Genomic DNA, 19,599 nt, shown 5'->3' with positions numbered 1-19,599 from the left:
GTACGCGGACGACCCTCCGCCTTGCGATGCACCGCACCAGACGCCGCGGGGCCCGCCCTCCGGGCGGACGGCGCTACTTTCGAAACACGCCCTAGAGGCCGCCCCTCCGCCCGGGCCCGTACGACGGGCGTGTTCCCTCGTTCCGGGGAAGTGCCGGGCCCGTCGGCGCCCGGGCCGTCCCGGGCCTGGGACGCTGCCCCCATGGGGCAATCGGCACAACTCACCCACAGCCCGGACGCAGTGGACGCGGTGGTCGCCCGGATGCGCGACCTGGGCGCCGCGCTGCCCGAGCGCGACGGGGTCGCGGTCTTCCACCGCGTCTACCTCGCCGCCACCGAGGCGGCCGACCGGTGGCCGGCGACCACGCTGGACGTCCCGTTCGCCGGGCGGTACCTCGCCGCCGTGGACGCGGCCGCCGAGGGGCGGCGGCCGCCCGCCTGCTGGCGGCCGGTGTTCCAGTTCCGCGGGCATCCCGGGGTGCGGCCGGCGCAGTTCGCGCTGGCCGGCGTCCACGCGCACATCGGCCACGACCTGGCCCTCGCCGTGGTGGACGCCTGCCGGGCGGCGCAGTGCGAACCGGCCGAGCTGGAGAGCGAGTTCGACCGCGTGGGCGACATCCTCCTGTCGCTGGAGGAACGCGTCCGCGAAGATCTGGCGCCGGACCCCGACCTGCTCCGGATCGCCGACCCGCTCACCCACCTGCTCGGCTCGTGGGACCTGGAACGGGCGCGGGAGGCGAGCTGGTCGGCCGCCCGGGCGCTGTGGGCGCTGCGCCGACTGCCCGACGTGGCCGAGGAGTTCGGCCGGCGGCTGGACGCGGCGGTCGGCTTCGACTGCCGCATGATGCTCACGCCGCTGCCCGGCTGATCCGGACATCCTCCGGCACCTTCCCGGAACTGCCCCGTGGTCACTGTACGTTGACCACGGGACACGGACGATCACGAAGGAGCGCACCGTCATGGCGACCCGTCTGGGAATCGGTCTTCCGCAGAACCGGCAGTACGACCTCGGCAGGGACGTGCCCGACGTGGCACGCGCGGTGGAGCGCGTCGGCTACGACAGCGTGTGGGTGTACGAGCGGGTCCTGTTCCCTGAGCCCGCCACGCAGGGGCTGTACGGCATCGAGGGCCTGCCCTGGCCCGACTCCTACCGGCACGTGGCCGACCCGCTGGTCACGCTCACCCTGGCCGCGGCGGTCACCGAGCGGGTCCGGCTGGGCAGCAGCGTGCTGGTCGCGCCGCTGCACGTGCCGTTCCAGCTCGCCAGGGCCCTCGCCTCGCTGGACGCGGCCAGCGGCGGCCGGGTGATCGCCGGCTTCGGCACGGGCTGGTCCCTGGACGAGTACGCGGCGGCCGGGATCCGGCCGATCAAGGAGCGCGGCCGGGTGCTGGACGAGGTGATCGACGTCTGCCGTGCCGTGTGGGGGCCCGACCCGGTGCGCTACGACGGCCGCATCACGAAGATCGAGTCGGCCGTGGTGGGCCCCAAGCCGGCCCGGCCGATCCCGATCCTGCTGGCCGCGAGCACCCGCAGGGCCCGGGAGCGGCTCGTCGAGCACGCCGACGGCTGGCTGCCGGTGGCCATGGGCGTCGAGCAGCTCGCGAGCCAGTGGGACGCGTTGCAGGACCTGGCCGCCGAGCGGGGCCGGCAGCAGCCGATCCAGACGGTGCTGCGGGTGAACGCGGCGTACTCGGCCAAGGCGTACGACGGCGCCGGCCGCCGGCCCTTCCAGGGCAACGCGGACCAGATCGTCGAGGACCTCCTTGCGCACGCGTCGATCGGCCTGGAGGAGATCCTGGTCGACGTGCAGGGCGGCTTGCGGGACGCCGAGGAGCTCAAGGACGTCGCCGCGGAGGTGTTCGAGAAGGCGCGGGCGGCCGGGGTGTGACCGCTCGGAACCACCGTCAGTCCTCCGGGAGTTCGACCGGCGCGATCTCGTCGTAGACGTCGCCGGGGCCGGGGTTGGCCGGGTCGGTGCCGCCGCCGAGGTGGTGCATGACGCCCCAGACCGCGTTCAGCGCGGTCTGTACGGCGCCCTCGGCCCACCCGGCCGTCCAGGAGATGTCGTCGCCGGCGAGGAAGACGCCCCGCTTGTCCTCGGGCAGCCGGTCCTGCATGAAGTGGGTGAACAGCCGCCGCTGGTAGCGGTAGTGGCCGGGCAGGTTGGCCTTGAACGCGCCCATGAAGTAGGGCTCGTTCTCCCAGGACACGGTCACCGGGCTGCCGATGATGTGCTTGCGGATGTCGACGTTCGGATAGATCTCCGACAGCGACTTCAGCATGACCTCCATCCGCTCGTTCGCGGACAGTGGCAGCCACTTCAGGCTGTCGTCGCACCAGGTGTAGGAGAGGCAGATGACGGCGGGCTTGTCCGGGCCGTCGTCGAGCAGGTACGTGCCACGGGTCATGCGGTCGGTGAGCGTCATCGACATCACGTCCCGCCCGGTCGGCTCACCCTTGTCGTCGACGGCCTCGTCCCGCCAGAACGGACGGTCGACGGGCACGAAGAGCTTGCTGGACTCCATGTAGTGGGTGCGCTCGATCGCGGTCCAGTGGTCGATCGGGAAGAGCGCTTCGTCGCACTGGACCTTGGACAACAGCATCCAGGACTGGGCGGTGAAGATCGCCGCCTTGTAGGTGCGGATGTCGCCGTTCGCGTCCGTCACCGTGATCCGGTTGTTCGCGGTGCGGTGCAGCCGGGTCACGGCGGGGCGCGGTTCGCCGTCCACGTGCAGGGACTTCAGCGACGTGCCGTAGGGCCAGTGCACGATCTTCTCCGGCTCGCGCTCCCAGAGCCTGAGCGGCAGTTGCTGCGAGCCGCCCACGATGCCGCGGTGGTGGTCGTCGGCCTCGGTGTAGACGACGCGCAGGATCTCCAGGATGGAGTTGGGGAAGTCGGTGTCCCAGCCGCCGGTGCCGAAGCCGACCTGTCCGAAGATCTCGCGGTGCCGGAAGGACCTGAAGGCCGCGGAGTCGCACAGGAAGCCGTAGAAGGTCTGGTTGTCGAGCCTCTCGACCAGCCGTGACCAGATCTCGCGGATGCGCGGCACGTCGCGCTCGCGCAGGGCGCGGTTCATGCCGGAGAAGTCGGCGCCCTCCTCCAGGCACCTGTTCCAGGCGTCCGCCACGTCCCGGTAGACCTGCGGCAGGTCGTCGATGGTCTCGGCGTAGTGCGACTCGCCCTTGAGGTCGACGACGGTCGACGGGGTCGCCTCGGCCAGGGGGTTGGGGAACGGCCGGGTCTCGAGACCCACCAGGTCGATGTAGTGCTGGAGGGCGGTGGAGGACGGCGGGAAGCGCATGGCGCCCATCTCGGCGGTGAGCGACTCGTCGCAGCCCTCGAAGCCGACGGTGCGCAGCCTGCCGCCGATCCGGTCGGCCTCGTAGACGACGGGCTTGAGGCCCATCTTCATCAGCTCGTAGGCGGCGACGATGCCGGACAGGCCGCCGCCGATGATCGCGACCTCGGTGCCGTGCTCGGTCGCGGGGACCTGGCCGAGGCCCGCCGGGTGGGCGAGGAAGTCGTCGTACGCGTACGGGAAGTCCGGGCCGAACATGGTGATCGGCGGCTGCTGCTCGTCTGCGTGCTCGACGGCGTTGGGCACCGTGGACGTCATGGGGTACGGACTCCTTGCAGGAAAGAACCGGTGAGGGGAGAGGGGAGAGGTCCAGGGGTCAGACGAGGGACCCGTAGAGGCCGGGGCGGCGGCCCTCCAGATACGGGTTGGCCTCGCGGGAGGCGGCGAGGAAGGCGGGGTCGGCGTCCGCGAGGACCAGTTCCTCGGACCGGCCGGCGCGGGTGCGGGCCACCCCGTCGGGGCCGGCGAGCGCCGAAAGCCCGACGAACTCGAACTCGCCCTCGGTACCGACCCGGTTCACGTAGGCGATGTACATCTGGTTCTCGAAGGCGCGCACCGGAACCAAGGACTCGGCGACGAACTGGAACGGGTGCATCAGCGCCGTCGGGACGACGAGGAGATCGGTGCCGGCCAGCGCGTGGGCGCGCACGTTCTCCGGGAACTCCACGTCGTAGCAGATGATCAGGCCGACGGTCAGTCCCTTCAACTCCGCCTGGACGACCGGCTGCTCGCCCGGTGTGAACCGGGCGTGCTCGAAGTCGCCGAACAGGTGGGTCTTGCGGTAGTCGGCGAGGCGGATGCCGTCGGCGGAGATCAGCTGCACGGAGTTGTACACCGTCTCGCCGTCCCGCTCCGGGTAGCCGTAGGCGACGGCCAGTCCGTGCCGGCAGGCCAGCTCCGCGACCGCGTCCGCCCAGTCGCCGTCGGCGGGCTCGGCCAGGCGGCCGATGTCGTCGCCGATCGCGTACCCGGTCAGGAACAGCTCCGACGTCGCCAGCAGCCCGGCACCCGCGGCGGCGGCGCGGCCGGCGGCGGTGTCGAGGACCTTGAGGTTCTCGGCGACGGAGCCGGGGCGTCCGGAGCTCTGGAGCAGGGCGGTGCGCATGGATGTTCCTCACCGGTACGGGGGTCGGGGATCGCTTAGACGCTACGGTCGGCGGCCTCGGCGAACAAGCGGCAGCCGTTGCGCGCCGGTGAGCTGTTCATTGCGTACGACCGGAGATGGACGGCGATTCGTTGCGCGGTCCTCCAGCACGCCTTCGGGGCCCTCGACATCACCATGTGCGCAGCCCACTCCAGCCCGGACGCCGGACCGTGCGGCAGGACACGCGACGCCTCGTCGGGGACGGATCCGGCCCCGACGAGGCCGCCCGAACGGCACCTGAACGACCGGGCGGCGGCAGGTCGACGGCCGCACGTTCCACGACGGACCGCGGGCCGTGCCGCGGTGGGGAGGAGCGGCACGCGCAGACACAGCGCCCGGGCGAACTCCATGACGCCACCGGACCGTCCAAGGCACCACCGGCGCGATCGGCGTCGTCGCGGCGGGTGGCCGGGACCGCCCCGGCCGCGAGACCATGGCCCGGCCACCGGACGGCCGACCGAGGGAAACCGCGATGCGTCCTGCCGCCATCACCGCCCTGCCTCACGTGGACGAGCACGCGACCGTCGTCGCGGCCGGCGCCGACGCCGTCTGGCGCGGCATCGGGGATGTCCTGGACCGCTCCTTCGCGAGTTCCGGGGCCACCCGTTACGCCCGCGTGGTGGGCTGCGCGGACCGGGCGGCGTCCGGCCCGCGGCCGCTGGCCGAGGGTTCGACGGTGCCGGGCTTCCGGGTCGCCTCAGCCGTCCCGGGGCAGGAGTTGGTGCTCACCGGGCGGCACCGCTTCTCGTCGTACGCCCTGATCTTCCGGCTCGAGCAGGCGGGCCCGGGACGCTCCCGCCTGCGCGCGGAGACCCGGGCGGCCTTCCCCGGCCCGGCCGGCCGCCTCTACCGGGCGCTGGTGATCGGCACGGGCGGCCACGCGGCCGGGATGCGGCGCCTGCTCTCGGCGATCGGCCGCCGGGCGGCGACGGGCTGACGCGGCCCCAGACCTGGGGGCTCTCGTTTGGATCATGCCGGGCTCGCGGGCCCTGGCACCGCTCCCCCAAGCTCTTCGAGCAGGGGGCACCCCCAGCCGCGTTGTCGTCGGGCGGCAGGGCTCCGCCCTGCCGCCCGCCTTACGATCCTTCCCCACCGCCTGAAGGGCGTGGGAGGTGCCCCCGGCACCGGACCCCGCTGCCTGCTCCGGCCCGATCCGAACGAAAGACCCTAGCCGGGCGCTCCCGAGGAGAATCGGCGCAGCAGGGGCGAGAGCACCAGGACGGACTTCGTCCGTTCCACGAACGGTTCGCCGGCGATCCGCTCCAGGACCCGCTCGAAGTGCCGCATGTCGGCGGCGAAGACCTGGACGATCGCGTCCGCCTCGCCGGTGACGGTGGAGGCGGACACGACCTCCTGGTAGCGCTCCAGGCCGCGCTGGATGGTCTCCGGGGAAGTGTTGCTGCGGCAGTAGATCTCGACGAACCCCTCCGTCTCCCAGCCGAGTGCCGCCGGGTCGACCCGGACGGTGAAACCGGTGATGGCCCCGGTGGCGCGCAGCCGGTCCACGCGCCGCTTCACGGCGGGCGCGGACAGGCCGACCAGCTGCCCGATGTCCGCGTAGGAGCGGCGGGCGTCCTCCGCGAGGGCGTGCACGATGCGTTCGTCGAGATCGTTCAGCACTGTGGGTGGATCACTTCTCGGGACTCGGCGGCTCAGTTCCAACTGGCGTGCAGCGGCTTGCCCTCGGCGTAGCCGGCCGCGCTCTGGATGCCGACGATGGCCTTGTCGGCGAACTCCTCCAGGGAGCCGGCCCCGGCATAGGTGCACGAGGAGCGGACGCCCGCGATGATCGAGTCGATCAGGTCCTCGACGCCCGGCATGACCGGGTCGAGGAACATCCGGGAGGTGGAGATGCCCTCCTCGAACAGCGCCTTGCGGGCGCGGTCGTACGCCGACTCCTCGGAGGTGCGGTTGCGGACCGCGCGCGCGGATGCCATGCCGAACGACTCCTTGTAGGGGCGGCCGTTCGCGTCGTGCTGGAGGTCGCCGGGCGACTCGTAGGTGCCCGCGAACCAGGAGCCGATCATCACGTTGGACGCGCCGGCCGCGAGCGCCATCGCCACGTCGCGCGGGTGGCGGACACCGCCGTCGGCCCACACGTGCTTGCCGTACTTCTTCGCCTCGGCCGCGCACTCCAGGACCGCGGAGAACTGCGGGCGGCCCACGCCGGTCATCATGCGGGTGGTGCACATGGCGCCCGGTCCCACACCGACCTTGACGATGTCCGCGCCCGCCTCGATCAGGTCCTTGACGCCCTCGGCGGAGACGACGTTGCCGGCGGCGACCGGCACCTTCGGGTCGAGGTCGCGCACCAGCTTGACGGCGTTGATCATCGACTCCTGGTGGCCGTGCGCGGTGTCGATGACGAGCGTGTCGACGCCCGCGTCGAGCAGCTGCTCGGCCTTGCCGGCCACGTCGCCGTTGATGCCCACGGCGGCGGCGATGCGCAGCTTGCCCCGGGCGTCGGTGGCCGGGGTGTACAGCGTGGCGCGCAGGGCGCCCTTGCGGGTGAGGATGCCGGCGAGCCTGCCGTCCTTGTCCACGGCGGGCGCGTAGCGGCGGTTGGCCGCGTCGAGGGTGTTGAAGGCCTCGCGCGGGTCGATGTCCGCGTCCAGCAGGAGCAGGTCCTTGCTCATGACCACTTCGAGTTGGGTGAAGCGGTCGACGCCGGTGAGGTCCCGGTCGGTGACCACGCCGACCGGCCGGTGCTGCTCGTCGACGACCACGCCGGCGTTGTGCGCGCGCTTGGGCAGCAGGGCCAGGGCGTCGGCGACGGTCTGGTGCGGGGCCAGCACGATCGGGGTGTCCAGGACCAGGTGGCGGCTCTTGACCCAGGAGATCACGTCGGTGACGACGTCGATCGGGATGTCCTGCGGGATGACCACCAGTCCGCCGCGGCGGGCCACGGTCTCGGCCATGCGGCGCCCGGCGATGGCGGTCATGTTGGCGACGACGAGCGGGATGGTGGTGCCCGTGCCGTCCGGGGAGCTGAGGTCCACGCCCTGACGTGAGCCGACCGCGCTGCGGCTCGGCACCATGAAGACGTCGTCGTACGTCAGGTCGTACGCGGGCTGGATGTCATTGAGGAAACGCACGTGCCGCACATCCCAGTCGATCAGAGGTGACCCCCGGGCAGGTCCGCCAGGGGGAAAGAGCACGTACTTCATTCTCCCATGGCGCGGGCCGTGTCATGCCCGGACGAAACGTCCAGGCCTGCCTGCGGCCCCCTAGGAGGAACCTCCAAGCGCGAGGGCGACGTCCAGGGCGGGCCGGCCGTCCACCGCGGCGGCGAAGACCTCCTCGGCGATCTCCCATTCCTCCGGCCTGGCCTGCGCGTACGCCTTCCAGCCCCGTACCACGATCAGCATTCCGCGCTCCACGGCCTCGGCGGGCCACAGGGTCTCGTCGCCCAGGCTGTCGGCCAGCGCGTCCCAGTTCCGTCCGAACCAGTCGGGCAGCGCGAGGGCACGGGCGGCGCGGTCCATCAGTGCCGCCTTGTCCGTGACACCGTCGAGGTCCAGCGCGACCACGACCCGGCCCGCCAGGTCTTCGCTCATCTCAGAACCGCCCGGAACGTGTTGTAGTGATCATCGGTGTAGTAGAACTCCCCGCCCTGGCCCGTGACGATGCGTCTGGCCCCTCGATCGCGCGACCCCGGCGTCCGCACCGTGTACTCGTGGTAGTAGCCGCGCGGCTCCTTGGGCAGCCGCCCCTCGAAATTGCCGAACACGGTGTTGTCCTGCCGGTACGGGTAGGGGCCGCCCTTGTCGATGAGGTCCAGGGTCTGCCGGGCCTCGGCCGGCAGCCGGGACTGGCTGATCGTGGTCATCCCGCGGGCCCACGACGGGGCGGAGGGGTCGGAACCGGCCGGCCCGGAGGGCGAGCAGCCCGTCAGGAGGACGACGAGCGTGACGAGGAGCCCCGCGAGCACACGGGGGACGAACCGCAGCAGCATGCCGTTGATGCTCCCACGGCCGTCCCGCGCGGGCTCGTCAGGGGCCGTCCGGGTCCGCCCTGTTGAGAGCGGGCCTGGGGGTGGGCCCCGCCGTCATCAGGTAGTCCGCGGCCGAGGTGTCCGTGACCAGGCTGGTGACCAGGCCGGACCGCAGCACCGCGTCGATCGCCGCCGCCTTGCGCTGCCCGCCCGCGATCGCGACGACCTCGGGGATACGGCGCAGTTGGTCGGCCTTGACCGTGATGCACCGCTCCCCCAGGTCCCGTCCGATCCGGCGGCCCTCGGCATCGAAGAGGTGCGCGGCCATCTCGGCGGCGACGCCGAGCGAGGCGTAGTGGGCCCGCTCCTCGTCACTGAGCATGTCGTGCACCGTGGAGATGCCCGGCTCCCAGGAACCGATGGACACACAGGCGACCGTGACCTTGTCGAAGTACTCGAAGGCGCGCGCGATCCCGGTCTGATGGCGCAGCGCCGCCGCGGTGGCCGCGTCCGGCAGCAGCATCGGCGCGTAGATGGGGTGGGCGTCGCCGCCCGAGACCTGGGCGGCGCGGCGCACGGCCTCCACCGAGCCGCGCTCGGACGTTCCGGCGTCGTACACCCCCGTCAGCTGCACCACCGTGCACGGCGGCAGCCGGTTCAGGGCCGCCGCCATGTGGATGGTGGACCGGCCCCAGGCCAGGCCCAGCACGTCTCCCTCGTCGACGAGCTCGCCGAGCAGGTCGGCGGCTACTTCGCCGAGGTTCTCGGGGTCGGGCGTCTCCTCCGCCTCGGCCGGGGACTCGACCACGACGGCGTGCCTGAGGCCGTACCGGGCGCGGAGCGCGTCGGAGCGCTCGGCGTCCAGCTCGGCCGGCACGCGGATCTCGATGCGCACGAGATCCCGTTCGAGAGCGGTCTCCAGGACCCGGGCCACCTTGAAGCGGCTGACGCCGAACTCCTCGGCGATCTGGATCTTCGATTTGCCCTCGAGGTAGAAACGGCGGGCCATGGCCGCCGCCTGCACCAGCTCAGCGGGTCCCATCCGCATGGCTGACCGGCCCGCCGACATACCCGACACGGCGATCTCCTCACTGCTGTTCACACTCTGGATTCACCGTTCATCCTTGCAGATTCGGCGCGCTTGATCAGCCCTGATGGGGAGCCGTTCACGTAGCCGTTGTTCAGTGGCCGCACGCCCAGGAGGCCTTGGTGGTGGCCGATTCCGCCTGACCGCGCAGGGCACGCACCGCTTCTGCGGGGTCCTGCGCCCCGTAGACCGCCGAGCCTGCGACGAACACGTCCGCGCCGGCTTCCGCGCACCGCTCGATCGTCGAGGCCGACACCCCACCGTCGACCTGGAGCCACAGCTGGAGGCCGTGCTTGCCGATCAGCTCCCGGGTGCGGCGGATCTTGGGCAGCATGATGTCGAGGAAGGCCTGGCCGCCGAAGCCCGGCTCCACCGTCATGATCAGGAGCATGTCGAGCTCGGGGAGCAGGTCCTCGTACGGCTCGATGGGGGTGGCGGGCTTGAGGGCCATCGAGGCCCGCGCGCCCTTGGCGCGGATCTCGCGGGCCAGCCGGACGGGGGCGGCGGCCGCCTCGACGTGGAAGGTCACGGAGGAGGCACCCGCCTCGACGTACTGCGGCGCCCAGCGGTCGGGCTGCTCGATCATCAGGTGGCAGTCCAGCGGAGTGTCCGTCGCCCGGGCCAGGGACTCCACTACGGGCACGCCGAGCGTGAGGTTCGGGACGAAGTGGTTGTCCATGACGTCGACGTGGAGCCAGTCGGCACCTTCGACCGCCTTCGCCTCCTCGGCGAGACGCGCGAAGTCGGCGGACAGGATGCTGGGGTTGATCTGCACGGCCATGACCCAAGCGTGCCATGCCCGCGCCCGCCGGTTCGCCCCGGTACCCGGCTGAAGTCCGGGAGGGCTGAGAAGGGGCCGGTCAGGCGGTGCGGCGGATCAGGGCCAGGTACATCGCGTCGGTTCCGTGCAGGTGCGGCCACAGCTGTACGTCGGGGCCGTCGCCGAGAGCCGGGACGCCCGGCAGCAGCGGGCGGGCGTCGATCGGGTCGGCTCCGGGGAACTGCTTGAGCACGTCGGCGACCACGGCGCGGGTCTCGGCGAGGTGGGGCGAGCAGGTCGCGTAGCCGACCACGCCGCCGACGCGCACCGACTCCAGTGCCGTGCGCAGCAGGCCGCGCTGGAGCGGGGCGAAGCCGTCCAGGTCCTCCGGACGGCGCCGCCACCGCGCCTCGGGGCGCCTGCGCAGGGCGCCCAGCCCGGTGCAGGGGACGTCGACGAGGACGCGGTCGAAGCTGCCCGGCCGCCAGGCGGGGCGCGTGCCGTCGGCGGCGATCACCTGGTACGGACCGGGGTTGCCGGCCAGCGCCTTCGCCACCAGCCCGGCCCGGTGGGGCTGCTTCTCGGAGGCCAGCAGGACGGCTCCGCGCTCGGCGGCGAGCGCGGCCAGCAGGGCCGCCTTGCCGCCGGGGCCCGCGCATCCGTCGAGCCACTTCCCGTCGGGGCCGTCGAGGGGCGCGTTCGCCAGGGCGAGCGCGACGAGCTGGCTGCCCTCGTCCTGGACGCCGGCCCGGCCCTCCCGTACGGCGTCCACGGCGCCCGGTTCGCCGCCCTCGGTGAGCCGCACGGCGTACGGCGACCAGCGGCCCGGCACCGCGGCCTCCTCGCGCAGCAGCTCCTCGGCGGTGGCCCGTCCGGGCCGGGCGACCAGGGTCACCTCCGGCCGCTCGTTGTCGGCCTCCAGCAGGTCCTCGATCCCGGCGCGTTGGCCGCCGAGGGAGTCCCACAGGGCGGAGACGACCCAGCGGGGGTGGGAGTGGACGACGGCGAGGTGGTCCTCGGGGTCCTCGTCGTAGGGCGGGGCGACCTTCTCCAGCCATCCGTCGAGGTCGTTCTGTGCGACCTTGCGCAGCACGGCGTTGACGAACTTGGCCCGCCCGTCGCCGAGGACGACCCGGGCAAGCTCGACGGTGGCGGACACGGCGGCGTGGCTCGGGATGCGCGTCCCGAGCAGCTGGTGGGCGCCGAGGGACAGCACGTCCAGGACGGGCGGGTCGACCTCCCGGAGCGGACGGTCGACGCAGGCCGCGAGGATCGCGTCGTACGTCCCCTGGCGGCGCAGCGTGCCGTACACCAGCTCGGTGGCCAGCGCGGCGTCCCGGCCGTCGAAGTCGCCCTTCTCGCGTGCCTTGCGCAGCAGCGGCGGCAGGACGAGGTTGGCGTAGGCGTCCCGCTCGTCCACGGCGCGCAGCGCCTCGAAGGCGAGGATGCGGACGGGGTCCTTCTGGGGTCGGCGGTAGGGCTTGGCGGGCCTGCGGGGCCGACGGGTGTCGCTCACGAAAAAGGTGCTCCGGTTTTCTGGGTGCGCCGCGCTCGGACGCGCTGTGCACCCAGCCTACGTCCCGGTCCGGGCCGCCCGGTCAGCCGCCGAACGTCTCGCCCTCGGCGATGCGCGCCCCGCGCGCCCAGTCCGCCGCCCGCATCGGCTTCTTGCCCTGCGCCTGCACCCACAGCAGGTCGACGGCGTACGAACCGGTGCCGACGTGGACATTGTTCTTGCCGACGGCGAGCGCGCCCGGGGCGAGGTCGGTGCGCTGCGGCGCCGGGGCGGCCTGGATCAGCTTGAGCCGCTCACCGCGGAACGTGGTCCAGGCGCCGGGCGCCGGTGTGCAGCCGCGAACCACGCGGTCCACGCGCAGGGCGGGGGCCGTCCAGTCGACCCGGGCGTCCTCGACGGTGATCTTGGGGGCGAGGGTGACGCCCTCGGCCGGCTGCGGCACGGCCTTGAGGGTGCCGTCCTCGATGCCGTCCATGGTCGCGGCGAGCAGTCCGGCCCCGGCGAGGGCGAGCCGGGTGAGCAGGTCGCCGCTGGTGTCGGTGGGCCGGATCTCCTCGGTGACGGTGCCGTAGACCGGGCCGGAGTCGAGTCCTTCCTCGATGAGGAAGGTGGACGCGCCGGTGATCTCGTCCCCGGCCATGAGGGCGTGCTGCGCGGGGGCGGCGCCGCGCCAGGCGGGCAGCAGGGAGAAGTGCAGGTTGACCCAGCCGTGGGCGGGGATGTCGAGGGCCACCCTGGGCAGCAGAGCGCCGTAGGCGACGACCGGGCAGCAGTCCGGGGCGATCTCCCTCAGCCGCTCCAGGAACTCCGGGTCCTGCGGCTTGAGCGGCTTGAGGACCTCGATGCCGGCCTCCTCCGCCCGTTCGGCGACCGGGCTCGCGACCAGCCTGCGCCCGCGCCCGGCCGGCGCGTCGGGCCGGGTGACGACGGCGGCCACCTCGTGCCGCCCGGAGGCGAGCAGTGCGTCCAGAGCGGGAACGGCGACCTCGGGGGTACCGGCGAAGACGAGCTTCATGGGGTGACTTGGGCCTCTCGGGCGGGATGGACGGCGGGCAGCGCACCAGTCTATGACCATGGGCGGAAAGCCGTGGCGGACAGGCGGGACGGCGGGCGACGGGCCGGGCGGCAGACGACGAGAGGTGAGGACCGTCGGCCGGCCGCGCAGCGCGCGTCCGGCGCACGGGGGCGTACATATGTGTGCCTACGCCCCCACACCGTGACCCGTGGAGCGCAAGCGCGTTGGTCAAGAAAGAGTTGACCACAGCGGGCCGGCTGCTCGGCCCGATTCCTTTCAACGCCGGTTCGAGAGGCTTGTTCATGGCCGACCACGCAACCCACGACGCCCAGGCCCGGGCCAGCCTGCACTTGCTGGTGCGGGACATCGAGCGGGTCCGCCGGCAGGTGGACGCGCTGCGCACGCTCACCGCCCAGCTGGGCAACGTCTACCGCCCGCGCCGCTCCGGCCCCTCCACGGGCTTCGTCGTCTACGGGCGTGCCCCCGCCCCGACCGTCCGTCTCGCACAGGAGCTGCGGGACAGTGTCGAGACCCTGGTCACGGCCGCCGTGGACTTCGACCGCTCGCTCGGCTTCTCGTGGGACGCCGTCGGCTCGGCCCTCGGCGTCACCAAGCAGGCGGTCCACCGGCGCTACGGCGCCCGCCGCGCAGCGGCCCAGGCGGCCGCCGAGGCCGAGCGGGCCCCGGAGCCGACGGGCACCCGTACGGTCAATGTCGGCACCGGCATCCCCACGGTCCCCGCGGCCCGCTCCATGCCGACCCAGCCGACGGCCGGCAGCCCGGTCCTCCGCGACGAGCCCCGCCCCACCGCCTTCCCCGGCCCCCGCAACGGCTGACGTCCCCTTCCCGTGTCCCCTCCCGGCGGGCACCCGGGAGGGTCCTGACACCGCCGCCGGCCGGGCAACGACGGCACCTGTCGGCCACACCTCACACGGTCCCGGCGCGGCCGGGCACCATGGTGGCCCGCCCGCTCCGGCCCGACGGCGGCCGGGCACCCCGACGGAGCCCGTGCCGGTACGACGCCGTACGGCCTCGGCCACCACATCGAGCCCTCGGGGCGCACCCCAGGGCAGCGGCCCCGCGCAGACCCAACCGCCTAATGACCTGACCGGCGATCCGTCCACCGCAGGGCACCAACTCGCCCGCGCCTCACGGAGACTGGGGCTCCTGCGCACCCACGGCCCGGCCGGGGCGCGCGGGCCTTCGGCGAGCGGCGGTTCAGGGGGCACGAGTTGCCGACCCTCCACCGCGCGGCCGCCCCACGGGTGGCGGGAGCCCGGGCGCGGGGAACGCGGCATCGGCGCACGAAGACTCGGCCGCCCGCACACTCACAGCCCGGCCGAGACGCGGACCTTCAGCGAGCGGCAGTACAGGAGGCGGGAATTCCCGGCCCCTTCACCACGCGGGCGTTGCCGAGTCAGCCGATGTCCGGTGGGTCGACGCGTATCCAGACCGGGTCGTGGGTTCCGCGGGCCAGGCGGGCCGCCTGGGCGGACTTCAGGGCGGAGGCCAAGGCGGCTCCGCTGCCTGGCGGAACGCGGATCAGTGCCCGCGTCCAGTGTTCACCGGGTGGGGGCGCGCCGGAGCGGCGAGGGCGGCCCGGACGCGTGACCGGCAGCGGGACAGGGCCCAACACCTCGGCCTCGCATGGCAGTTCGACGGTGGGGAGGAAGTCCGCCACTGCCTCCGCCGGGCCCGACACGGCCGCCATGCGGGACACCGGCGGGAAACCGAGTTCGGCACGTTCGGACAGCTCCCGCAGGGCGTGACCGACGGGGTCCCAGCGCACCAGCGCCTGCACGGGCCGCAGGGTCGGTTCGGCGACGACGACCACGGTGCCGCCCGCCGGCTGCGGCCGGACGAGCGCGGCCGCCGCGATCCAGCGCCGCAGCGCGTCCTCGCCCGCGCGCAGATCGGGCCGCCCGAGCATGGCCCAGCCGTCCAGGAGCAGGGCCGCCGCGTACCCGCCCTCGGCGACCGGCTCCGCGCCCGGGGTGCTCACCACCAGCGAGGGTGTCCCCGGCACCGTGTCCAGCACGTGCTCGCGCCCCGAGGTCCGCACCGGCACGGACGGGAACGCCCGGCCCAGTTCCTCGGCGGTCCGCCGGGCCCCGACGACCTGGGCCCGCAGCCGGAACGAGCCGCACTCGGGGCAGTGCCAGGCGGACTCCTCCCGCCCGCACCAGCCACAGCCGAGCGCTCCCGCGTCCTGCTGCTGGAGGGGTCCCGAGCAGTGCCGGCACCGCGCGGGCGCCCGGCAGTGCGCGCAGGCCATCCGCGGTACGTACCCCCGGCGGGGCACCTGCACCAGCACGGGCCCGTGCCGCAGTCCCTCCCTGGCCGCCTGCCAGGCGAGCGAGGGCAGCCGTGCCGCCCGCGCGGCCTCGTCCCGTGCGAGATCGGCGTCGCCCACCGTACGCACGAGCGGAGCCGCTCGCCGCACCTGTTCCCTCCCGGCGACGAGCGGCCGGGCCCAGCCGCTCTCGACAAGCTGTGCCGCCTCCACCGTGCAGCTCCAACCACCCAGCAGGAAACCGCACTTGTCCTGCGCGGCGCGCAGCAGCAGCACCTCGCGGGCATGCGGCTGCGGCGCGTGCTGCTCGCTGTGGCTGTCGTCCCCGTCGTCCCACAGCGCGACCAGCCCGAGATCCCGCACCGGCGCGAACATGGCGGCCCGGGTGCCGACGACGGCCCGCACGGAGCCCCGGCGCACGGCGAGCCACTGCCGGTACCGCTTCTCCGGCCCAGCGTCGGCGGTGAGCAGCGCGTGCCGCCCCTCGCCGAGGAGGGCCGTCAGCGCGGCGTCGACCCGGGCGGCGGCCCGCCCGTCCGGTACGACGACGAGCGCACCGCGCCCCGAGGCGAGCGCGGCGACGACGACGCGGGCCAGTTCCTCGCTCCATTCGGGCCCGGGCAGCGCGTTCCACACCGCACGCGGCGACCCGCCGGCGGCCAGGGCCTGCACGAACGCGGCCCCCCGCTCGTATCGGGCCCAGGAGCCCGCGTCGGGCGCGGACGGCGGCGGCAGCGGTGCGGGTGAGGGCCGTTCCTCGGCCCGCGCCCTGCGCGGCGGCACGGCGAGTTGCAGGACGTCGGCGACGCTGCCCGCGTACCGGTCGGCGACGGCCCGCGCCAGGCCGAGCAGTTCCTCGCTGAGCACGGGCTCGGGCGACACCACCTGGGCGAGCGCGGCCAGCGGCCCCGAGTAGTCGGACTCGGCCCGGCGCTCGATCAGGTACCCGTCGATGAGGCCGCCGCCCTCGCGCCGTCCCTCGCGCACCCGGTGCCGTCCGGCTCCGAACCGCACGCGCACCCGCACCCCGGGCCGCGCGTCGGCGTCCAGTTCGGCGGGCACGGCGTAGTCGAAGTACCGGTCGAGGTGCAGGGCGCCCTTGTCGACCAGTACGCGCGCCACGGGCAGTTCCCCGGCGAGCGCGGCACCTCGCCAGGTGCGCGGCTTGGCCCGCGGCTCCTTCGCCTTGCGCACGCTCTCCCGGATGAGCGCAAGCTGCTCCGGCGGCGCCCCCGCGGCCCCGCCGTCCCCCGTCCCGTTCTCGCTGCTCACGCTTGCATTCTTACCAAACGGGACCGACAACCGACGGCGAGCGAGGCCCGGACCCTCCTGGGGTCCGGGCCTCGCTCAGGTCTCGCGGCAGCCGGGGTTCTACAGCCCCGGTCCTACAGCCCCGCCGCCTCGCGCAGCGCGTCCACGCGGTCCGTGCGCTCCCAGGTGAAGTCGGGCAGCTCGCGGCCGAAGTGGCCGTAGGCGGCGGTCTGGGCGTAGATCGGGCGGAGCAGGTCGAGGTCGCGGATGATGGCGGCCGGACGCAGGTCGAAGACGTCGTCGATCGCCTTCTCGATCTTCTCGGGCTCCACCTTGTGGGTGCCGAAGGTCTCCACGAACAGGCCCACCGGCTCGGCCTTGCCGATCGCGTAGGCGACCTGGACCTCGCAGCGGGAGGCCAGGCCCGCCGCCACCACGTTCTTCGCGACCCAGCGCATCGCGTACGCGGCCGAGCGGTCCACCTTGGACGGGTCCTTGCCGGAGAAGGCGCCGCCGCCGTGGCGGGCCATGCCGCCGTAGGTGTCGATGATGATCTTGCGGCCGGTCAGTCCCGCGTCGCCCATCGGGCCGCCGATCTCGAACCGGCCGGTGGGGTTGACCAGCAGCCGGTAGCCCTCGGTGTCCAGCTTGATGCCGTCGTCCAACAGCGCCTTCAGCTCCGGCTCTACGACGAACTCGCGGATGTCGGGCGCCAGCAGCGAGTCCAGGTCGATGTCGGAGGCGTGCTGCGAGGAGACGACCACGGTGTCCAGACGGACCGCCTTGTCGCCGTCGTACTCGATGGTGACCTGCGTCTTGCCGTCCGGGCGCAGGTAGGGGATCGTGCCGTTCTTGCGCACGTCCGACAGGCGCTTGGACAGCCGGTGCGCCAGGAAGATCGGCAGCGGCATCAGCGTCGGGGTCTCGTCGGAGGCGTAGCCGAACATCAGACCCTGGTCGCCCGCGCCCTGCCGGTCCAGCTCGTCGAAGTCGTCGCCCGCGGCTACACCCTCGACCCGGGACTCGTACGCCGTGTCCACGCCCTGTGCGATGTCCGGGGACTGCGCGCCGATCGAGACGGACACGCCGCAGGAGGCGCCGTCGAAGCCCTTCTTGGAGGAGTCGTAGCCGATCTCGAGGATCTTGTCGCGGACCAGGGTCGCGATGTCCGCGTAGGTCTTGGTCGTGACCTCGCCGGCCACGTGCACCAGGCCGGTGGTGATCAGTGTCTCCACCGCGACCCGGGAGGTCGGGTCCTCGCGCAGAAGCGCGTCGAGAATGGTGTCGCTGATCTGGTCAGCGATCTTGTCGGGGTGACCCTCGGTCACGGACTCCGAGGTGAACAGGCGACGGGACACAACGCTCCCTGGGGTTGCAGCGGCTGCTGGCTGATCATTGGCGGACGGGCACGGGGCTGCGCCCGGCGTCGTCCGAGAACAGTTTATCGGTCGCGCTCGGCCGCCGGCCCACCCGTCTCGCCTCTCGGGAGCGCTGTGACCTGCGGCACGGGCATTCTGCCCAAGCCCGGCGACCTTGGCCAGAGTCGCCACGCGCCGGGCTTCGACGTTCGAGGGGGCCCTACGGTGCAGGGGCGCTCAGCCCAGCCGGGCGCCCACCAGGTCCCACACGGTGTCGGCCAGGGCCTCCTTCGGACCGTGCGGCACGGGGGTCTCGCCGCCGTCGGCGGCCAGCACCACGGCCTCGTTGTCCTCCGCGCCGAAGGTCCTGCGCTCCCCCACCTCGTTGACCACGAGCAGGTCGCAGCCCTTGCGCGCGAGTTTCTTGCGCCCGTTGGCGAGGACGTCGTCCGTTTCCGCGGCGAAGCCCACGATCACCTGTCCGGGCCGCGCCCGTTCGGCTGATATCTCCGCGAGGATGTCCGGATTGCGCACCAGCGCGATGGGCTCGGGGTCTGCGCCGTCCTTCTTCTTGATCTTGCCGGCCGCGTAGGTCGCGGGGCGGAAGTCGGCGACCGCGGCGGCCATGACCACCGCGTCGGCGTCCGCGGCGGCCTTCAGCACCGCCTCCCGCAGCTGCACGGCCGTGCCGACCCGGACGACGTCCACGCCCGCCGGATCCGGCAGGACGGTGTTGGCGGCCACGAGCGTGACCCGGGCCCCGCGGGCCGCCGCCGTCCGCGCGAGGGCGTAGCCCTGCTTGCCGGAGGAGCGGTTGCCGAGGAAGCGGACGGGGTCGAGGGGCTCGCGGGTGCCGCCGGCGCTGACGACGACGTGCCGCCCGGCGAGGTCGGGCTCGGTCGCACCCCGGGCGAGCACACGGCGGCAGACCTCGAAGATCTCCACCGGGTCGGGCAGCCGGCCCTTTCCGGTGTCGACGCCGGTCAGCCGGCCGACCGCCGGTTCGATGACGACGGCGCCGCGGCGGCGCAGCGTCGCCACGTTGTCCTGGGTGGCCGGGTGCTCCCACATCTCGGTGTGCATCGCGGGGGCGAAGACCACCGGGCAGCGGGCGGTGAGCAGGGTGTTGGTCAGCAGGTCGTCGGCGAGGCCGTGGGCGGCCCTGGCCAGCATGTCGGCGGTGGCGGGGGCGACGACCACCAGGTCGGCCTGCTGCCCGATGCGCACGTGCGGGACCTCGTGGACGTCGTCCCAGACCTCGGTGGAGACGGGGTGGCCCGACAGGGCGGACCAGGTCGCGGCGCCGACGAAGTGCAGCGCCGAGGCGGTCGGCACCACACGCACGTCGTGACCGGATTCGGTCAGCCTGCGCAGCAGCTCGCACGCCTTGTAGGCGGCGATGCCGCCACCGACCCCCAGAACGACCTTGGGCTTGCTCACCGGGCCTCCCCGCACTCGACACAGGTACGCCGCGGCTCGTCGGCGTACGCGTTCCATGCTGCATCATCGCGCGGGCGGCCCCCGCACCCCGAGCAGACCACGGGCCCGGCAGCGCGGCTGCCGGGCCCGTGGAGAAACGGCTATGAAGAACCGAGGGGGCTTACTGCCCCGGGCCCTCGACGGCTTCGGACGTCAGCAGGCCCGCGTTGATCTCGCGCAGGGCGATGGAGAGCGGCTTCTCGTGGACGTGGGTGTCGACGAGGGGACCGACGTACTCGAGGAGGCCCTCGCCGAGCTGCGAGTAGTACGCGTTGATCTGGCGGGCCCGCTTGGCCGCGTAGATCACGAGGCTGTACTTCGAGTCGGTGGCCTCGAGGAGCTCGTCGATCGGCGGGTTGATGATGCCCTCGGGCGCGGAGATGGAAGAGGACACGCTCTACCT

General features: G+C 73.2%; 18 protein-coding genes. 4 read left to right on the top strand and 14 right to left on the bottom strand.

Going from position 1 to position 19,599, the window contains the following annotated elements; all coding sequences use genetic code 11:
* Positions 1–201 precede the first annotated feature (201 nt).
* A complete protein-coding gene (locus ACFY4A_RS06520) occupies positions 202–867 on the top strand; it encodes a DUF5995 family protein (RefSeq protein WP_390828259.1) in 666 nt (221 codons plus the stop codon).
* Between the two features lie 91 nt (positions 868–958).
* Positions 959–1,888 (top strand): LLM class F420-dependent oxidoreductase, encoded by a 930-nt coding sequence (locus ACFY4A_RS06515; RefSeq protein ID WP_390828258.1) that lies wholly within the window; start codon positions 959–961, stop codon positions 1,886–1,888.
* 16 nt (positions 1,889–1,904) lie between these two features.
* Here the strand turns inward: ACFY4A_RS06515 and ACFY4A_RS06510 are convergent, their stop codons facing one another.
* Together ACFY4A_RS06510 and ACFY4A_RS06505 are read right to left on the bottom strand one after the other, a co-directional pair.
* Entirely contained in the window at positions 1,905–3,617 is a 1,713-nt protein-coding gene (locus ACFY4A_RS06510) for a flavin monoamine oxidase family protein (RefSeq protein ID WP_390828257.1), read from the bottom strand.
* 58 nt (positions 3,618–3,675) lie between these two features.
* Positions 3,676–4,464: a carbon-nitrogen hydrolase family protein gene (locus tag ACFY4A_RS06505; protein ID WP_390828256.1), complete on the bottom strand. Its 789-nt coding sequence runs from the start codon at positions 4,462–4,464 to the stop codon at positions 3,676–3,678.
* A gap of 511 nt (positions 4,465–4,975) precedes the next feature.
* Here ACFY4A_RS06505 and ACFY4A_RS06500 point away from each other — a divergent pair.
* Positions 4,976–5,440: a hypothetical protein gene (locus tag ACFY4A_RS06500; RefSeq protein WP_390828255.1), complete on the top strand. Its 465-nt coding sequence runs from the start codon at positions 4,976–4,978 to the stop codon at positions 5,438–5,440.
* A gap of 230 nt (positions 5,441–5,670) precedes the next feature.
* Here the strand turns inward: ACFY4A_RS06500 and ACFY4A_RS06495 are convergent, their stop codons facing one another.
* The 8 genes from ACFY4A_RS06495 to fmt all read right to left on the bottom strand — a co-directional run bounded on the left by ACFY4A_RS06495 (position 5,671) and on the right by fmt (position 12,815).
* Positions 5,671–6,123 (bottom strand): Lrp/AsnC family transcriptional regulator, encoded by a 453-nt coding sequence (locus ACFY4A_RS06495; RefSeq protein ID WP_390828254.1) that lies wholly within the window; start codon positions 6,121–6,123, stop codon positions 5,671–5,673.
* Between the two features lie 32 nt (positions 6,124–6,155).
* Positions 6,156–7,598, bottom strand: a complete 1,443-nt coding sequence (locus tag ACFY4A_RS06490; protein WP_390828253.1) for a GuaB1 family IMP dehydrogenase-related protein — start codon at positions 7,596–7,598, stop codon at positions 6,156–6,158.
* Between the two features lie 132 nt (positions 7,599–7,730).
* Positions 7,731–8,060 (bottom strand): barstar family protein, encoded by a 330-nt coding sequence (locus ACFY4A_RS06485; protein WP_390828252.1) that lies wholly within the window; start codon positions 8,058–8,060, stop codon positions 7,731–7,733.
* Entirely contained in the window at positions 8,057–8,458 is a 402-nt protein-coding gene (locus ACFY4A_RS06480) for a ribonuclease domain-containing protein (RefSeq protein WP_390828251.1), read from the bottom strand. The genes ACFY4A_RS06485 and ACFY4A_RS06480 overlap by 4 nt, the downstream gene beginning before the upstream one ends.
* Positions 8,459–8,495: 37 nt before the next feature.
* Positions 8,496–9,539, bottom strand: a complete 1,044-nt coding sequence (locus ACFY4A_RS06475; protein ID WP_390828250.1) for a sugar-binding transcriptional regulator — start codon at positions 9,537–9,539, stop codon at positions 8,496–8,498.
* A gap of 79 nt (positions 9,540–9,618) precedes the next feature.
* A complete protein-coding gene (gene rpe / locus ACFY4A_RS06470; RefSeq protein ID WP_390828249.1) occupies positions 9,619–10,305 on the bottom strand; it encodes a ribulose-phosphate 3-epimerase in 687 nt (228 codons plus the stop codon).
* A 79-nt stretch (positions 10,306–10,384) separates the two neighbouring features.
* Positions 10,385–11,800 (bottom strand): RsmB/NOP family class I SAM-dependent RNA methyltransferase, encoded by a 1,416-nt coding sequence (locus ACFY4A_RS06465; protein ID WP_390828248.1) that lies wholly within the window; start codon positions 11,798–11,800, stop codon positions 10,385–10,387.
* A gap of 82 nt (positions 11,801–11,882) precedes the next feature.
* The gene (gene fmt, locus ACFY4A_RS06460) at positions 11,883–12,815 is read right to left on the bottom strand and encodes a methionyl-tRNA formyltransferase (RefSeq protein ID WP_390828247.1); all 933 of its coding nucleotides are present in this window, start codon (positions 12,813–12,815) and stop codon (positions 11,883–11,885) included.
* A gap of 302 nt (positions 12,816–13,117) precedes the next feature.
* Between fmt and ACFY4A_RS06455 the strand changes: the two genes are divergently transcribed.
* A complete protein-coding gene (locus tag ACFY4A_RS06455) occupies positions 13,118–13,651 on the top strand; it encodes a hypothetical protein (protein WP_390828246.1) in 534 nt (177 codons plus the stop codon).
* A gap of 581 nt (positions 13,652–14,232) precedes the next feature.
* Here ACFY4A_RS06455 and ACFY4A_RS06450 read toward each other — a convergent pair.
* The 4 genes from ACFY4A_RS06450 to rpoZ form a co-directional block, all read right to left on the bottom strand.
* Positions 14,233–16,380 (bottom strand): primosomal protein N', encoded by a 2,148-nt coding sequence (locus ACFY4A_RS06450; RefSeq protein WP_390828245.1) that lies wholly within the window; start codon positions 16,378–16,380, stop codon positions 14,233–14,235.
* A 113-nt stretch (positions 16,381–16,493) separates the two neighbouring features.
* Positions 16,494–17,717 carry a methionine adenosyltransferase gene (gene metK, locus ACFY4A_RS06445; protein WP_390828244.1) on the bottom strand — a complete coding sequence of 408 codons (1,224 nt, stop codon included), beginning with the start codon at positions 17,715–17,717 and terminating at the stop codon, positions 16,494–16,496.
* A 237-nt stretch (positions 17,718–17,954) separates the two neighbouring features.
* Positions 17,955–19,157, bottom strand: coding sequence for a bifunctional phosphopantothenoylcysteine decarboxylase/phosphopantothenate--cysteine ligase CoaBC (coaBC, locus tag ACFY4A_RS06440; protein ID WP_390828243.1), 1,203 nt, complete (start codon positions 19,155–19,157; stop codon positions 17,955–17,957).
* A gap of 160 nt (positions 19,158–19,317) precedes the next feature.
* A complete protein-coding gene (gene rpoZ / locus ACFY4A_RS06435) occupies positions 19,318–19,590 on the bottom strand; it encodes a DNA-directed RNA polymerase subunit omega (protein WP_004933985.1) in 273 nt (90 codons plus the stop codon).
* Positions 19,591–19,599: the final 9 nt, after the last annotated feature.

This window comes from Streptomyces sp. NPDC001292 (assembly GCF_042896465.1).
Classification (GTDB): domain Bacteria; phylum Actinomycetota; class Actinomycetes; order Streptomycetales; family Streptomycetaceae; genus Streptomyces.
The sequence above is the reverse complement of the archived record's forward strand: the minus strand, read 5'-3'. Positions and strand labels throughout refer to the sequence as shown.

Coding starts and splice junctions, on each gene's coding strand:
- ACFY4A_RS06520 (WP_390828259.1), top strand. CDS start 202: ATGGGGCAATCGGCACAACTCACCCACAGCCCGGACGCAGTGGACGCG.
- ACFY4A_RS06515 (WP_390828258.1), top strand. CDS start 959: ATGGCGACCCGTCTGGGAATCGGTCTTCCGCAGAACCGGCAGTACGAC.
- ACFY4A_RS06510 (WP_390828257.1), bottom strand. CDS start 3,617: ATGACGTCCACGGTGCCCAACGCCGTCGAGCACGCAGACGAGCAGCAG.
- ACFY4A_RS06505 (WP_390828256.1), bottom strand. CDS start 4,464: ATGCGCACCGCCCTGCTCCAGAGCTCCGGACGCCCCGGCTCCGTCGCC.
- ACFY4A_RS06500 (WP_390828255.1), top strand. CDS start 4,976: ATGCGTCCTGCCGCCATCACCGCCCTGCCTCACGTGGACGAGCACGCG.
- ACFY4A_RS06485 (WP_390828252.1), bottom strand. CDS start 8,060: ATGAGCGAAGACCTGGCGGGCCGGGTCGTGGTCGCGCTGGACCTCGAC.
- ACFY4A_RS06480 (WP_390828251.1), bottom strand. CDS start 8,458: ATGCTGCTGCGGTTCGTCCCCCGTGTGCTCGCGGGGCTCCTCGTCACG.
- rpe (WP_390828249.1), bottom strand. CDS start 10,305: ATGGCCGTGCAGATCAACCCCAGCATCCTGTCCGCCGACTTCGCGCGT.
- fmt (WP_390828247.1), bottom strand. CDS start 12,815: ATGAAGCTCGTCTTCGCCGGTACCCCCGAGGTCGCCGTTCCCGCTCTG.
- ACFY4A_RS06455 (WP_390828246.1), top strand. CDS start 13,118: ATGGCCGACCACGCAACCCACGACGCCCAGGCCCGGGCCAGCCTGCAC.